The organism is Sphingomonas sanguinis, from assembly GCF_001476905.1.
GTDB lineage: Bacteria > Pseudomonadota > Alphaproteobacteria > Sphingomonadales > Sphingomonadaceae > Sphingomonas > Sphingomonas sanguinis_B.
Map to the genome: position 1 here is coordinate 1 of NZ_LDTE01000039.1, position 15139 is coordinate 15139.

The following is a 15139-nucleotide window of genomic DNA, read 5'->3' on the forward strand; positions in this document are numbered from 1 at the left end:
GGGGACCATGCGTAGCATGGTGGAGGGGGCGTGCGGCGCGGGGTGGCCTCTGTCGAAGCCCTCCTCCGACAGGCCTGCGGCCTGCCACCTCCCCGTACCGGGGAGGATTTTACGCCTCTTCCCACACAATGGCGATCGGCGCATCGATGCCCAGCACCGCATGGACCGGGCAGGCCGCCGCCGCCGCTTCCAGCCTTTTGCGCTGGGCCGCGTCATACTGCCCCGGCACGCGGACCGTCACGCCCAGCATGGTGATCCGGCGCGGCGCGTTGCCCATCTGCTTGGTCACCGTCGCGGTCGCGCCCGCGAGGTCCAGCCCGGCGACGCGGCCCGCCATCGCCATGATGCTGAGCACGCAGCCGCCCAGCGACACCGACAACAGGTCGCTCGGCGAGAAATTCTCGCCCGGTCCGCCCAGTTCCTTCGACGCGTCCATGACCAGCACCGCGCCATTGTCGGGATGAGCGACGTGACAGCGCAGGCCGCCTTCGTAATGCACGACGAAATCCGCCATCGGCTTTACCCGCTGTTGCGCAGCGCGGTGGCGATGCCGTTGATCGACAACAGGATGCCCTCGCCGATGCGCGGATCGCTCTCGCCCGCACGGTGGCGCTTCATCAGCTCGATCTGGAGCAGGTTGAGCGGCTCGATATAGGGCAGGCGCAGGCGGATCGATGCCTCCAGCGCCGGATTGTCGGACAGCAGCCGCGTCTGCCCCGTCACGCCCAGCAACCCGTCGCGCGCGCGGTGCCAGCCGTCATGGATGCGCCCGAAGATCGCGTCGCGAAGGCCCTCGTCCTCGACCAGCCCGGCATAGCGCCGCGCGATGCCGATGTCGGACTTGGCGAGCACCATCTCCATATTCGCCAGCGTCGCGGCGAAGAAAGGCCAATTCTTCGCCATCTCGGCGAGCAGTGCCTTGTCCTCGAACTGCGCTATCGCCGTGCCGACGCCGTACCAGCCGGGCAGCATCACGCGCGCCTGGGCCCAGCTGAACACCCAGGGAATGGCGCGCAAATCCTCGATCGCGTCGGACTTCTTGCGGCTGGCCGGGCGGCTGCCGATCTTCAGGCCCGCAATCTCGGCGATCGGGGTCATCTGGCGGAAGAAGGTACGGAAGCCGTCCGTGCCATAGACCAGCCCGCGATAGGTGGTGAAGGCGGTTGCCGACAGCTGCTCCATTGCCGTCGTAAAGCGGACATTGTCCGCCGCCGACAGCCGGTCGGGCTCCAGGCTGGCGAGCAGCGTGGCCGAGGCCATCGCCTCCAGATTGCCGAGCGCGGAGTCGCGGGTGCCATATTTACCGGCGATCACCTCGCCCTGTTCGGTGATGCGGATGCGGCCCTGCACCGTGTCGTGCGGCTGGGCGCGGATCGCGGCGAAGGCGCTGCCGCCGCCGCGCCCGACCGCGCCGCCGCGTCCGTGGAACAGCTGCATCCTGACGCCGAGTTCGTCGAAGACCGGGCGGAACGCGCTCGACGCCTTGGACAGCGACCAGGTGGAGGTCAGGTAACCGCCATCCTTGTTCGAATCCGAATAGCCGATCATCACTTCCTGATGGCCCCGCGCCCGGACGATCGCAGCGATCTCCGGCAACGCGAAATAGGCGCGCATGATCTCCGGCCCTGCCTCCAAATCCTCGATCGTCTCGAACAGCGGCACCGCCATGATCGCGGCGGTGGCGGGCTCGCCGGGGCGGTAGAGGCCGAATTCCTTCAGCATCAGGTTGATTTCGAGCAGGTCGGACACCGACTTGCCCATCGAGACGATATAGTTGGTGATGCACTTCGGGCCATATTTGGCGTGCGCATCGGCGGCGGCCTGGACGATCGCCAGTTCGGAGCGGGTCTCGTCCGAATAATCGGCATAACGGCTGAACAGCGGCCGGGCATTGGCCAGCTCGCGTCGGAGCAGCGTGACGCGGGCGTCTTCATCCAGCGCCAGATAGTCGGGCTCGACGCCCGCCACCTTCAACAGCTCGGCGACGACGCGTTCATGCACCGCCGAATTCTGCCGCAGGTCGAGCGTGGCGAGGTGGAAGCCGAACGTCTCGACCGCCCGGATCAGGCGGCCCAGCGCCCCACCGCTCGCCAGCGCGCCGTCGCCCTGTGTCGCCAGCCCGCGCGCGATCGCGACCAGATCGGTGCGCAAGGCCTTGGGATCGGCATAGGGCTCGCCGGTCAGGCGACCGGGGCGGGGCGAGGTCTTGCCGGTCAGCTTCTCATGCGTCGCGGCGAGACGGGCATAGATGCCCGACAGCGCGCGGCGATAGGGCTCGTCCGCGCGGCTGAGCGCTTCGTCGCCGCTCGCATCGGCCAGCGCGCGGACGCCTTCATCGACCTCGGCATGTTCGGTCGAGATGGACAGCTCGGCGCCCAGCGCGTGCACCGCCTTGCAATAATGGGTCAGCACCGCGTCGGCGGCTTGCGCCAGCGCGTTGGTCAGCGACTCGGCGGTGACGAAGGGATTGCCGTCCCGGTCGCCGCCGATCCACGAACCGGGACGCAGGAAGGCGGGCACGCGCGCCCCGAACGCCTTGTCCCAACGCTGATAGAGGGCGGGCAGCACCGGCAGGAACACATCGCGCAAATAGGACAGCGCTGTCTCCACCTCGTCGGTGACGTACAGCCGCTCGCGGCGCAGCACGCGGGTCTGCCAGAGAAGCGCGATCTGGCGGCCGATCGCTGCTTCCACATCGTCGCCGTCGGGCGTCACGTCGCGCCCCGCATCACGCATCGTCAGCAACTCGGCAATGCGGTTGCGATGGTCGATCATGCTCTTGCGCCGCACCTCGGTCGGGTGCGCGGTCAGCACCGGCACGACCAGCGCCCGGCCGAGCAGCTCCATCGCCGCGTCGCGGTCGATGCCCTGGCCCTTCAGCGTTTCCAGCACATCGGCGATATCGGCGGCGGGCTCGCGCGCGATGCCCTGGCGATCCTCGGCGAGGTTGGCGAGCATCGAGAACAGCATGAAGCCGCGCACGAAATCCAGCGTCTCGTCGAGCGCCAGTTTCTCCAGTTGCAGGTCGACCGACCCGTCCTCACCCAGCCCACGATAGCGATCGACCGAGGCACGGCGGATCGCCTCCGTCGCCTCGAACAACGCGTCGCCGCCATAACGGCGGATCACGTCACCCAGCTGGGCGCCCAGAAAGCGGATGTCGGCATTGTTGGCGATGGGAGGCAGGGTCGTCATGGGCGCCATTGCTGCAACGCAATAGGCCGGGCGTCAACCAATTGCGGTTCGTAATTTTGGTATAATATTGTGACTGGATCAGGCTAGAAATTGCGTTTCAAGTGCGTGGACTGGTTGGGGTGAGCCGATGTAGGATATGTCTGCGCAGACGCGAGAGGGGATTAGTGATCAACGGCAGGGTTATGACGGCTATGGGTCTGGGTATCCTGGGCGGGATCGGTTGGCAGGTCGCGGTCGTCGTAACGGCACTCCGGCACGGGGGGCGCGGACCGTTTCAGGATGGCGCCGCACGATGATTGGGGTGCTTCTCTACGCCGCCATCGCATCTGCGGACGGCGCGCAGATCGGACGACCCGTGGCCGTCAAGGCGGCGTGCGGAGCCTCGCTCGCGCTGATCCGGTCTCAGGTCGCGATGCCGGGCGGTTCGGTCATCTACAGCGAGTGGCAGGGCGCGGACGAGCGCGATTTCGATCCGGCCGACTATCGATGGCAGCCCAAGGCCTATGCCAAGGCAAACCGCGTGCCCGCGCCGTCCGACCGCAGGATCGGGCGGTCCTATCGTCTCGACAATCTTCGGTTCAGTGCCGTCCGCCACTGTTCGTCGGTGCGCCGCTTCCTTGATCGGCACCACGTGGCTTACGGCTCCGATGCGGTCGAGCAGGCCCTTCGGCGGCAGGATGCGAAGGTGACTTTCCTCAGTATCTCCCTTGCCGCTATCGACACATCGGGCCGACAGGCGGTGGTTACGTTCGGATCGACCGGGCTGCTAGGCGGCGGCGGCTGGGCGACGACGCTGGTCCGCGATGCTGCGGGACGCTGGCATCAAGCCTATACCACGCCGACCTGGATCACCTGACCGGCTGGATTGCAGGCGAAGCCCTCAGTTCGCATTCCCCGGCGCGCCGGCCCCCGTCGCGACCGGATTGGTCGGAGTCGCAGGCCGCTCTGTCCGCGAGGCTTCGCGTTCTTCCGAGGTCACCGTGCCGTCGCGGTTCAGGTCCATCCGGTCGAATCGCGCCAGCATCCCCTCGAAGAACTCGCTCTCGGTGATCTCACCGTCCTTGTTGCGGTCGAGCTCCCACAGGCGTGAGTTGGCGGTGGGCATTTCGTCGGCGGTGATGATGTCGTTGCCGTCGCGGTCCAGCTCGCGGAAGCGGCGCGCCATCATGCTGCCGAAGTCGACGCGGCTGGTGACTGACGGTGGCACGAAGCCCGCCTTGGCGGCGGCCTGGTCCGCCTCGGCACGCTTCTCTTCCTTCTTGCCGCAGGCGGCGGTGGTGGCGACCGACGCCATCAACCCCAGGCTAACAAGGCCCTTGGCCCATCCACGCATGCGACACTCCCGGCTTCGTTACGCTTCCAGCTCAACGTCCCAATACAGCCAGTCGTGCCATGTTTCATGCAGATAATTGGGCGGGAAGCTGCGGCCATGCTCCTGAAGGTGCCAGTTGGTCGGGCGGATCGGCTCGATATGCAGCGGCATCGCGGCCTGGCGCGGGGTGCGCCCGCCCTTCTTCAGGTTGCAGGGCGCGCAGGCGGTGACGACATTCTCCCAGGTCGTCCGCCCGCCTTGTGCGCGCGGGATGACATGGTCGAAGGTCAGGTCGCGGTGCGATCCGCAATATTGGCAGGAGAAGCGGTCGCGCAGGAACAGGTTGAAGCGGGTAAAGGCCGGGAATTGCGACGGCTTCACGAATTGCTTGAGCGCAATGACCGAGGGCAGCTTGACCTTCGCGGTCGGGCTGCGCACCTCGCGCTCATAATGGGCGACGATATCCACCCGGTCGAGGAACACGGCCTTCACCGCGGTCTGCCAGGGCCAGACCGACAGCGGGTAATAGGACAGCGGCGTATAATCCGCATTGAGCACAAGTGCCGGACAGGAGTCCGGGTGTCGGATCAGGTCGGGATGAAACACAGCTCCTCCCTTCGTGGTACGATGCGCCTATTCGCGCAACGGCGTGACAAGGCTATGACACTGCACGCTATGACAGCATGGGATCGGAATCGCGGTCAAGAGTGTGCGCGATGAGCGGAACGCCGCGCGCCACGCGTTTCGCGCCCAGCCCGACCGGGCGGCTGCATCTGGGCCATGCACTCTCGGCGGTGCGCGCATTCGATCTGGCGCGGACAGGCGGCGGGCGTTTCCTGCTTCGGATCGAGGATATCGACGGCACGCGCAGCCGGCCCGAGCATGTCGATGCGATCCTGCGCGATCTGGAATGGCTGGGGCTGGAATGGGACGAGCTGTCCTTCCAGTCGCAGCGGCTGGACCTGTACGCGGCGGCGCAAGCGCGGCTGGCCGACCTGCTCTATCCCTGTTTCTGCACGCGAGCCGAAATCGCGGCCAGCCTGTCCGCGCCGCATGGCCCGGAGGCGGTCTATCCCGGCACCTGTCGTCACCGTTCGGCGGCGGAGCGGGCCGCACGAATGGGCGAGCCGCATGGCTGGCGCATCGACATGGCGCGAGGGGTGGAGCGGGTGGGGGCGCTGCACTGGCAAGACGAACGGGCGGGGTCGGTTCTGGCCGATCCGCTCTCGCACGGCGACGTCATCCTGGCGCGGAAGGATGCGCCCGCCAGCTATCATCTGGCCGCCACGGTCGACGATGCCGCGCAGGGCGTGACGGACGTGGTGCGGGGGCTCGACCTGTTCGCGGCGACGCATGTCCACCGGCTGCTCCAGGCGCTGCTCGGCCTGCCGACGCCGCTTTATTACCACCATCCGCTGATCGTGGGGGCGGATGGCCAGCGGCTGGCCAAGCGGCACGGCGCGCCCGCGCTGGCGGCGATGCGCGAGGGCGGCGCGGATGGCCGTGCGCTGGCCGATGCGCTGCGGCGCAATATGCTTCCTGCTGGATTTCGGCTGGGGGAGGCGTAAGCTTCGCGCCATGACCACTTTTCTCGTGATCCTGCTGATCGCGGCGATGCTCGCCACCCTGGTCGCGCTGGTGCGCGGCATCATCACCTTTCTTCAGGAGGCGACGGCCGAAGCCAAGGGCGAAGGGCCGACCGCGTCGCAGCTGAAATCGAACCGGATGATGCAGCAGCGCATCTTCTTCCAGGCGCTGGCGATCACCGTCGTCGTGCTCCTCCTGTTCATGGCAGGGCGGACCTAATCCCTTGGTCAAGCTGACGAAAATTTACACCCGTACGGGTGACGAAGGCACGACCGGGCTGGTCGACGGATCGCGCCGGTCCAAGGCGGATTCGCGGATGGTCGCGATCGGCGAGGTGGACGAAGCGAACAGCGCGATCGGCGTCGCCCTGATGTCGGTCGATGGGCCACTGGCCGCGCAACTGATCATGATCCAGAACGACCTGTTCGATCTGGGCGCCGACCTCGCCACGCCCGGCGATGTCGAGGGGGCGCTGCGCATCGTTGCTGAACAGGTCCGGCGGTTGGAAGCGGAGATCGATGCGATGAACGCGGCCCTGTCGCCGTTGACCAGCTTCATCCTGCCCGGCGGCAGCCCGGCGGCGGCGCATCTCCACCTGGCTCGCGCCATCACCCGCCGCGCCGAGCGCGCGACCGTGGCGCTGGGCGAGCAGGAGGCGATCAACCCGCCCGCGCTGGCCTATCTCAACCGATTGTCCGATTGGCTTTTTGTCGCCGCGCGGGCGGTGAACCAAAACGGCGCATCGGACGTTCTTTGGGTTCCAGGAGGGGCGCGCATGGGACGGTAAAGGGCCGACCGGCCTCCCCATGATCCGGGGAGCGCCCAATGCCGACCCTCCTTCCGTACCCGACGGCGGCCTCGACGCCTGCCGATCATCTCGCATCCCGCTACCACGCGGTTCGCGCGATGACCCTGGCATTGTCTGAGCCTTTGTCGGATGCCGATGCCAGCGTCCAGTCGATGCCGGACGCGTCGCCCGCGAAATGGCACATGGCGCACACGACATGGTTCTTCGAGACCTTCGTGCTGCGCGACCATGTGCCGGGCTATACGCTGCACGACCCGCGTTTTCCGTTCCTGTTCAACAGCTATTACGAGGCGGAGGGCAAGCGCCACGCCCGCCATCGCCGGGGCATGATCACCCGGCCGACGCTGGACGAGGTGCGGGCGTATCGGGCGCATGTCGATTCCGCCCTGCTTGCCGCGCTGCCCGATCTGCCCGAGGCTGCACGCGAGCTGGTTGCGTTGGGCTGTCACCACGAAGAGCAGCATCAGGAGCTGTTCGTCACCGACATTCTCCACCTCTTTTCCGAGAATCCGCTGGAGCCCGCACTTTTCGCGCCCGAACCCAAGGCACCGGTCGCGATGCCGGGCCCGATCGGCTGGATCGAGGGGCAGGCGGGCATCGTCGAGGTCGGCCATGGCGGCCAGGGCTTTGCCTTCGATTGCGAAGGGCCGCGTCACCAGGCGCTGCTCCATCCTCATGCCCTGGCCGACCGCACCGTCACCAATGCCGAGTGGATGACCTTCATCGAGGATGGCGGCTATCGCGATCCCCGGCTCTGGCTGTCCGATGGCTGGGCCTGGGTAAAGGGCGAAGGGATCGCCGCGCCGCTTTATTGGGAAGAGCGCGACGGCGGCTGGACCCGGTTCGGGCTGGATGGTCGTCGCGCGATCGATCCCGCCGCACCGGTTACCCATGTCAGCTTCTATGAGGCCGATGCCTTCGCCACCTGGGCGGGGGCAAGGCTGCCGAGCGAATTCGAGTGGGAAGCCGCGGCCGCCGCGCATGACGCAAGCGGCGGCAACCAGCTCGACGGCGCGGGCGCGATCGAGCCGCGCCCCTCGCCCGGCGGCCCGGCCTTTTTCGGCGATGTCTGGGAATGGACCGGCAGCGCCTATCGCCCCTATCCCGGCTTCCATCCGGTCGAGGGCGCGGTCGGCGAATATAATGGCAAGTTCATGAACGGGCAGTTCGTGCTGCGCGGCGGCAGCTGCGCCACGCCGCGTGGCCACGCCCGCGCCTGTTACCGCAACTTCTTCTACCCCCATCAACGCTGGCAATTCACCGGCGTCCGTCTGGCAAAGGACCTTCCATCATGTTGAAGCCCGAGATCGAGGACGGCCAGATGTCGCTGGCCGACCCAGCCTTTCGCGCCGACGTCCTGGCCGGGCTGGAGCGTTCCCCGCGCGCCATCCCTGCGCGCTGGTTCTACGACCGCAAGGGGTCCGAGCTGTTCGAGGCGATCACCGATCTGCCCGAATATTATCCGACCCGGACCGAGACCGCGATCCTGAAGGCCATGTGTCCCGATCTGGTCGCGCATGTGGGCAAGGGCCGCGCGGTCGTCGAGTTCGGATCGGGCTCCTCGACCAAGACGCCGGTGCTGCTGCGCTGTGTCGAGCCGTCGGCCTATGTGCCGATCGACATTTCGGGCGATTTCCTGCGCGACTCCGCGCGTGCCCTGCAACAGGCGTTCCCCGATCTGCCCATCCATCCGCTGGAGGGCGACTTCATGCGGCCGCTGGTGCTGCCTGCGATGGTGGCGGATGCGCCCAAACTGGGTTTCTTCCCGGGCTCGACCATCGGCAACATGACGCCCGCCATGGCGACCGACCTGCTGCGCGCGATGCGCGGATCGCTGGGCGAGGGGGCGATGCTGCTGATCGGCATGGACCGGGCCAAGTCCAGCGACGTGCTGGTTCCGGCCTATGACGATGCGCAGGGCGTGACGGCGGCGTTCAACCGCAACCTGCTCGACCGGATCAATCGCGAACTCGACGGCACCATCCCCGTCGAGGCCTTCCGCCACCGTGCGGTGTGGAATGACGATCGCTCGCGGATCGAGATGCACCTGGCGGCAACCCGTGACGTCGACTTCACCATCGAGGGGCGCCCCTTCGCCATGACGGCGGGGGAGACGATCCATACCGAGAACAGCCACAAATATGGCCCGCGCGATGCCAAAATCCTGTTGCGTGCCGGTGGTTGGACTCCGGTGGCCGAATGGACCGACCCCGACCAGCTTTTCTCGGTCTATCTGGCGGAAGCGCAATCGGTTCGGCTCGCGCCGTGAACGTTTCGCCTCGTAGTGGACCGGCAAAGATAATTCTGATTAATTTTATGCGTCCTTTTTCGGATCGTGACGTTTGATTGTTCGGTAGGGTCGGAATTTGGCAATAAAAGTCTTCGGCTCCACCCTGTGAAGAGTTTTTCTGTCGTTTACATGGCGACACAAGGGCTCTTCATGGTTCCTGACCGGGAGGAGCATGATGACCGAAAGCGAACAGCTACTCGACGCCTTCGATGCGCGAGCCGAACGCCGTAACCACCGGCGTGACTTCTTCAAAACGGCCTTTGGTGCGGCGGCGGCGGGTGTCACCGCCTTCAGCCTGACCAGCAAGGCCGGGGCGCAGTCCACGATCACCGACACCGACATCCTGAATTTCGCGCTGAATCTCGAATATCTCGAAGCGCAATTCTATGCCTATGCGGCCAATGGCACGGGTCTTCCCGCCAACCAGCTGACCGGCACCGGCACGCAAGGCGCAGTGACCGGCGGACAGCAGGTCGCGTTCGGCGACGACCGGATAGTTCAGGCCTATGCGCGCGAGATCGCGGCGGACGAAGCGGCCCATGTCGCCTTCCTGCGCACCGCGCTCGGCAGTGCGGCGGTGGCACAGCCCGCGATCAACATTTCGGGTGATGCCAATGGCCCGTTCACGGCGGCGGCGCTGGCGGCGGGTGTCATCACCAGCGGCACCTTCAACCCCTATAGCTCGCCCAACGCGTTCCTGCTCGGCGCCTATATCTTCGAGGATGTCGGCGTGACCGCCTATAAGGGCGCCTCACCGCTGATCAGCAGCAAGACCTTTCTCCAGGCCGCCGCCGGCATCCTGGCGGTCGAGGCCTATCACGCCGCGATCGTGCGCACGACGCTGTACGGCCGGGGCTATGACCCGACCAATCCGCAGTCGGGCCTGATCGACGCGGCCGGCAAGATCTCCGCTCTGCGGGACAGCGTGGACGGCTCGACCAAGCTCGACGAGGGAATCGCGCAGACCACGGTGAATGGGCAGTTGGTGTCCAACATCGTGCCGCTCGACACGAGCGGCATCGCCTTCAGCCGGACGCCGGGCCAGGTGCTCAACATCGTCTATCTGAACAAGGCGGCGGCCACGCTGGGCGGGTTCTTCCCGAACGGCGTCAACGGCACCCTGCGCGCCAGCACCGCCAACTAATTCCCTTTTTCCTCCTCTGGAGAGGATTTTTCATCATGAGCGAAGAACGCTTCATTCTCGATGTGATCGAAGAGGCTTCGGCCAAGCGCCGGACCGAACGTCGCCGTTTCATGCGCATGGCCGCCGGGGCGGGTGCCGTGGGCGGCCTGGCGATGCTGGGTGCCTGCAACAGCGACGATGACAATGTGATCGTCGTACCGACACCGACGCCCACCGCCAGCGCGACCGGATCGGTTACCGATGCCGATGTACTGAACTTCGCGCTCCAGCTCGAATATCTGGAAGCGCAATTCTACAGCTATGCCGCATTCGGCACGGGCCTGTCCTCGTCGCTGCTCAGCGGCACGGGCACGCAAGGGTCGGTGGCGATCAACACCAGTGCCTCGGGGGGCGCCGGGCAGCCGCGCCAGGTCCAGTTCCAGGACCCGATCGTCGCGCAATATGCGCGGGAGATCGCCTATGACGAGATCGCGCACGTCACCTTCCTGCGCAACGCGCTGGGCAGCGCGGCGGTCGCACAGCCTTCGATCAACCTGTCGGGCGATGCCAATGGCGCCTTCACGGCGGCGGCACGCGCGGCCAAAGTGGTCGGCGACAGCGCGACCTTCGACCCCTATGCGTCGGACGAAGCCTTCCTGCTCGGGGCATTCCTGTTCGAGGATGTCGGTGTCACCGCCTATATGGGCGGCGTCTCCCTGCTGACCAACAAGACCTATATCGAGGCGGCGGCGGGCATCCACGCGGCCGAGGCCTATCATGCGGGTCTGGTCCGCACGACGCTGTACCGCAAGGGCGTGAGCACCACGACGCCCATCTCCAGCCCGTTGCCGCTCAGCAGCTCGTCGCAAATCCCCAGCGGGGCGCTGATCGCCGCCGCAGGGGCAATCTCGGACGCGCGCGACAGCCTGGACGGATCGACCGATCTCGATCAGGGCATCGTCGCGACCGTGAACGGCGCCCAGGTGGCGAATATCGTTCCCGCCGACTCCAACGCCATCGCCTTTGTCCGCACCCCCGGCCAGGTGCTGAACGTCGTGTATCTCAACAAGGCGGCGGTCACCGGCGGCGGCTTCTTCCCCGGTGGCCTAAACGGCAACGTCCGCACCAGCGCCGCCAGCGGATAACCCTCTCCCTCCCAAGGGTCCTTTGCCCCGGATCGGTCGCTAGTCCCCTGGCCGATCCGGGGCTTTTTTTATGCACGAAGCGCCGCAGTGTGAGCGATCCGAGGGGAAAGCCCTTCTTATCCGTCGAAAAACCGCTTATGGATGGTCTATCCCCGGGGGAGCGCTGGCCTGCGCTTGAGAGGGGGGCAAGAGCCCCTGACCCGCTGAACCTGATCCGGCTGACACCGGCGTAGGGAGGGAGCGGCACCATCTCTCATGGTCCGTTTCCTCCGCATGGAGTGGACGACTATGGCAGATATCCCCGCAAAGGCCGAGATTGGCGTGACCACCGGCCCGATCCGTGGCTCGAAGAAGATTCACGTCGGCCCGCTGAATGTCGCGATGCGCGAAATCCATCTCGATCCGTCCTCGGGCGAGCCGCCCTTGCGCGTGTATGACACCAGCGGCGCGTATACCGACCCGAATGCCCGTATCGATATCATGGCGGGCCTGCCGCAGATCCGCCGTACCTGGATCGAGGCGCGCGGCGATGTCGAGGCCTATGACGGCCGCGAGATCCGCCCCGAGGATAACGGCCAGCTCGGCCCCGACCGGTCGGGCGGCGTGCCGCAATTCCCGCGCACCGGGCTGAACCGTCCGCTGCGGGCCAAGCCCGGCATGAACGTCAGCCAGATGCATTATGCCCGCCGGGGCATCATCACGCCCGAAATGGAATATGTCGCGACCCGCGAAAATCTGGGCCGCGAGATGCTGAAGGACTATATCCGCGACGGCGAGAGCTTCGGCGCGGCGATCCCCGATTACGTGACGCCCGAATTCGTCCGCGACGAAGTGGCGCGCGGCCGGGCGATCATCCCCAACAACATCAACCACCCCGAATCCGAGCCGATGGCGATCGGCCGCAACTTCCTGGTCAAGATCAACGCCAATATCGGCAATTCGGCGGTCGCCTCCAACGTCGCGTCCGAAGTCGACAAGCTGGTCTGGTCGATCCGCTGGGGCGCGGACACGGTCATGGACCTGTCGACGGGGCGCAACATCCACGACACGCGCGAGTGGATCATCCGCAATTCGCCGGTGCCGATCGGCACGGTCCCCATCTATCAGGCGCTGGAAAAGGTCGGCGGCATCGCCGAGGAGCTGACCTGGGAAATCTTCCGCGACACGCTGATCGAACAGGCCGAGCAGGGCGTCGACTATTTCACCATCCATGCGGGCGTGCGCCTGCCCTACATCCCGCTGACCGCCAAGCGCGTCACCGGCATCGTGTCGCGTGGCGGCTCGATCATGGCGAAGTGGTGCCTGGCGCATCACAAGGAGTCGTTCCTCTACGAACGCTTCGACGAGATCACCGAGATCATGAAGGCCTATGACATCGCCTATTCGCTGGGCGACGGCCTGCGTCCCGGCGCGATCGCCGACGCCAATGACGAGGCGCAGTTCGCCGAACTGTACACGCTGGGCGAGCTGACCAAGCGCGCCTGGGAACAGGACGTGCAGGTCATGATCGAGGGCCCCGGCCATGTGCCGATGCACAAGATCAAGCAGAATATGGACAAGCAGCTGGAGGCGTGCGGCGAGGCGCCCTTCTACACGCTCGGGCCGCTAACGACCGACATCGCGCCGGGCTACGACCATATCACCAGCGGCATCGGTGCCGCGATGATCGGCTGGTACGGCACGGCGATGCTCTGCTACGTCACGCCCAAGGAGCATCTGGGCCTGCCCGACCGCGACGATGTGAAGGTTGGTGTGGTGACCTACAAGCTCGCCGCCCACGCCGCCGACCTGGCCAAGGGGCACCCCGCCGCCAAGATGCGCGACGATGCGCTGAGCCGCGCCCGTTTCGAGTTCCGCTGGCGCGACCAGTTCAACCTGTCGCTCGACCCCGACACGGCGGAATCCTACCACGACCAGACCCTTCCGGCCGAAGGCGCCAAGACCGCGCATTTCTGTTCGATGTGCGGCCCGAAATTCTGCTCGATGAAGATCACGCAGGAGGTTCGGGAATTTGCTGCGTCTCGCGCAGCAAATAGCGACCTGCTGGGGGCAGGTCGCGATCCCGAACCTCGGGAATTCGCGGCGAAGCAGAACGCCCCGGTCGAAACCTTCGTCGCGGCCGAGGATGCCGAGGCGGGGATGCAGGAAATGAGCGAGAAATTCCGCGAGAAGGGCGGGGAGGTTTACCTTCCGGCGGAGTGATTAATTTTTGAAGGATTTTATAATCTGCGTAATTAATTCGACCTGAGGAAGATTCGCATCCTCTGACTGGCGCTCATTTGGAAGGCGGTGTGCATTTTTTGCGAGTGCCAGTATGATAACAATCGCACCTGTCAATACACCAATCAGAAGTGCCGCGGCTGGATATTGGGGCAGGCGAATTACGGGACTGGTTGGGCTAAATGCTAGCCCAACCAGTAGCGCTAGTAGAAAGCCAACAATGAGAAGCGCCGTTCCGCCATAAATAGTCCGTGCGCGACGAACGTCCTTAAGGTCTGACCGAAGATCCTTAATGTAATCAGTCAATTCAGAGTAGGCGAAATCTCTTTTGCCAAAATCCTCTTGAATGCCCTCAAGGTCTGCCAAGCGTTTCTCTAAAGCATCCAGCCTTGCTTCGTCGGACGCTGATTCAAAGAAAGCGGCGGCATGGTCTGCCGCCGCTGATATTGCGCCCAAATCGGGAGAATCATCGCTGGACAGGGCGTTTACCCCTTAGTTCCTCAAAGTGCTTAGCCATTTCTGTGGCACTAATCTCAGAGTATATGCCCGCTTCCATGGCTTTGCTCCATGGGGTTCCAGGTCGATGGGTTAAATCAGATAATTTGAAGGCTGACAGTTTTCCATACGACTCTACAACTTGACGTAGAATCTTTTCTTCATCTTCACCAAATTCTTCGGAAAATGGTACATCTGTGCCTTTTAGAAGCACAGGTGAGGTCACCGGCTGCGATCCAAACTTTCGCAATGCAGTATACAATGCCGGATAGACCGGTCCATACTGCCAGGCCTGTGGATTGTGCTTAGCCAATGGCCGCCCAAGCAGTGCGAGAGACCAACCATCCGCGATATAAACAAGCTTGATAAGCTGCATCATAGTCACAGGCTGGCCCGTGCTTTCGCGCATGCTCAATATCTTATTCGCTATCGCCCGAGGATCGTGGGCGTTTTCCCGCGTGATTTCCACGCCCATCTCCTTTTAGGTTTAGGATAGGACATATAGGATTTTTGACGGGAATCGTCCAGTGGGATTTGTCAAGAGTGTTTGCGGCGGGGTATTATCGCTTCCGCACAAACTCCGCGCGCAGCACCAACCCCTTGATCCCGTCGAACTTGCAGTCGATTTCCTGCGCGTCGCCGGTCAGGCGGATCGACTTGATGAGGGTGCCGCGCTTCAGCGTCTGGCCCGCGCCCTTAACGGTCAGGTCCTTGATGAGCGTCACCTGGTCGCCGTCGCTCAGGACGTTGCCGACCGAGTCGCGGACCACCACCGCATCGTCGTCGCCCGCCGTACCGGCCTTGGCGGCGGCGTCGGCGGCGCTGATCCATTCGCCGGTCGCTTCGTCATACACATATTCGTCGTCGGCCATCGCGCATCGTCCTTAGTCTGATCGGGGAAATGACGGCGCCTATGCGCGCTCCCGTCAAATGATGCCATAGTGATTACAGATCGGATGAGCCC

General features: G+C 64.9%; 16 protein-coding genes and 1 riboswitch. Of the genes, 9 read left to right on the plus strand and 7 right to left on the minus strand.

Features of this window, described 5'->3' with window-relative positions:
* Nucleotides 1-109: 109 nt before the first annotated feature.
* Complete coding sequence (locus SB4_RS07085; RefSeq protein ID WP_058752010.1) at nucleotides 110-514, minus strand: OsmC family protein; 405 nt, start codon at nucleotides 512-514, stop codon at nucleotides 110-112.
* A 5-nt stretch (nucleotides 515-519) separates the two neighbouring features.
* The gene (ppc, locus tag SB4_RS07090; protein ID WP_058752047.1) at nucleotides 520-3195 is read right to left on the minus strand and encodes a phosphoenolpyruvate carboxylase; all 2676 of its coding nucleotides are present in this window, start codon (nucleotides 3193-3195) and stop codon (nucleotides 520-522) included.
* Between the two features lie 292 nt (nucleotides 3196-3487).
* Here ppc and SB4_RS07095 point away from each other — a divergent pair, with 292 nt between their 5' ends.
* Entirely contained in the window at nucleotides 3488-4051 is a 564-nt protein-coding gene (locus SB4_RS07095) for a hypothetical protein (RefSeq protein WP_058752011.1), read from the plus strand.
* A gap of 24 nt (nucleotides 4052-4075) precedes the next feature.
* Here SB4_RS07095 and SB4_RS07100 read toward each other — a convergent pair whose 3' ends face one another.
* Nucleotides 4076-4528 (minus strand): EF-hand domain-containing protein, encoded by a 453-nt coding sequence (locus SB4_RS07100; protein ID WP_058752012.1) that lies wholly within the window; start codon nucleotides 4526-4528, stop codon nucleotides 4076-4078.
* 18 nt (nucleotides 4529-4546) lie between these two features.
* Nucleotides 4547-5113: an HNH endonuclease gene (locus tag SB4_RS07105; RefSeq protein WP_042485172.1), complete on the minus strand. Its 567-nt coding sequence runs from the start codon at nucleotides 5111-5113 to the stop codon at nucleotides 4547-4549.
* A 110-nt stretch (nucleotides 5114-5223) separates the two neighbouring features.
* Between SB4_RS07105 and gluQRS the strand changes: the two genes are divergently transcribed.
* From gluQRS to thiC, 8 genes are all read left to right on the plus strand, one after another.
* A complete protein-coding gene (gene gluQRS / locus SB4_RS07110; RefSeq protein WP_058752013.1) occupies nucleotides 5224-6075 on the plus strand; it encodes a tRNA glutamyl-Q(34) synthetase GluQRS in 852 nt (283 codons plus the stop codon).
* 10 nt (nucleotides 6076-6085) lie between these two features.
* The gene (locus SB4_RS07115) at nucleotides 6086-6313 is read left to right on the plus strand and encodes a twin transmembrane helix small protein (RefSeq protein ID WP_056435854.1); all 228 of its coding nucleotides are present in this window, start codon (nucleotides 6086-6088) and stop codon (nucleotides 6311-6313) included.
* A gap of 4 nt (nucleotides 6314-6317) precedes the next feature.
* On the plus strand, nucleotides 6318-6881 hold the full coding sequence (locus tag SB4_RS07120) for a cob(I)yrinic acid a,c-diamide adenosyltransferase (RefSeq protein WP_058752014.1): 564 nt from the start codon (nucleotides 6318-6320) through the stop codon (nucleotides 6879-6881).
* Between the two features lie 38 nt (nucleotides 6882-6919).
* Complete coding sequence (egtB, locus tag SB4_RS07125; RefSeq protein WP_058752015.1) at nucleotides 6920-8200, plus strand: ergothioneine biosynthesis protein EgtB; 1281 nt, start codon at nucleotides 6920-6922, stop codon at nucleotides 8198-8200.
* A complete protein-coding gene (egtD, locus tag SB4_RS07130) occupies nucleotides 8194-9171 on the plus strand; it encodes an L-histidine N(alpha)-methyltransferase (RefSeq protein ID WP_058752016.1) in 978 nt (325 codons plus the stop codon). The genes egtB and egtD overlap by 7 nt, the downstream gene beginning before the upstream one ends.
* 196 nt (nucleotides 9172-9367) lie before the next feature.
* Nucleotides 9368-10336 carry a ferritin-like domain-containing protein gene (locus tag SB4_RS07135; protein ID WP_058717169.1) on the plus strand — a complete coding sequence of 323 codons (969 nt, stop codon included), beginning with the start codon at nucleotides 9368-9370 and terminating at the stop codon, nucleotides 10334-10336.
* A gap of 35 nt (nucleotides 10337-10371) precedes the next feature.
* Nucleotides 10372-11460, plus strand: coding sequence for a ferritin-like domain-containing protein (locus SB4_RS07140; protein ID WP_058752017.1), 1089 nt, complete (start codon nucleotides 10372-10374; stop codon nucleotides 11458-11460).
* 144 nt (nucleotides 11461-11604) lie between these two features.
* A riboswitch (TPP riboswitch) is annotated at nucleotides 11605-11713 on the plus strand.
* Between the two features lie 35 nt (nucleotides 11714-11748).
* Nucleotides 11749-13662, plus strand: coding sequence for a phosphomethylpyrimidine synthase ThiC (gene thiC / locus SB4_RS07145; RefSeq protein WP_058752018.1), 1914 nt, complete (start codon nucleotides 11749-11751; stop codon nucleotides 13660-13662).
* On the opposite strand, the gene SB4_RS19520 is transcribed toward thiC, so the two are convergent.
* The 3 genes from SB4_RS19520 to SB4_RS07150 form a co-directional block, all read right to left on the minus strand.
* Nucleotides 13663-14136, minus strand: coding sequence for a hypothetical protein (locus SB4_RS19520; RefSeq protein ID WP_153006118.1), 474 nt, complete (start codon nucleotides 14134-14136; stop codon nucleotides 13663-13665).
* A 10-nt stretch (nucleotides 14137-14146) separates the two neighbouring features.
* The gene (locus SB4_RS18860; RefSeq protein ID WP_193753756.1) at nucleotides 14147-14644 is read right to left on the minus strand and encodes a Panacea domain-containing protein; all 498 of its coding nucleotides are present in this window, start codon (nucleotides 14642-14644) and stop codon (nucleotides 14147-14149) included.
* 91 nt (nucleotides 14645-14735) lie between these two features.
* Nucleotides 14736-15047, minus strand: a complete 312-nt coding sequence (locus SB4_RS07150) for a zinc ribbon domain-containing protein YjdM (RefSeq protein WP_058752019.1) — start codon at nucleotides 15045-15047, stop codon at nucleotides 14736-14738.
* Nucleotides 15048-15139 lie beyond the last annotated feature (92 nt).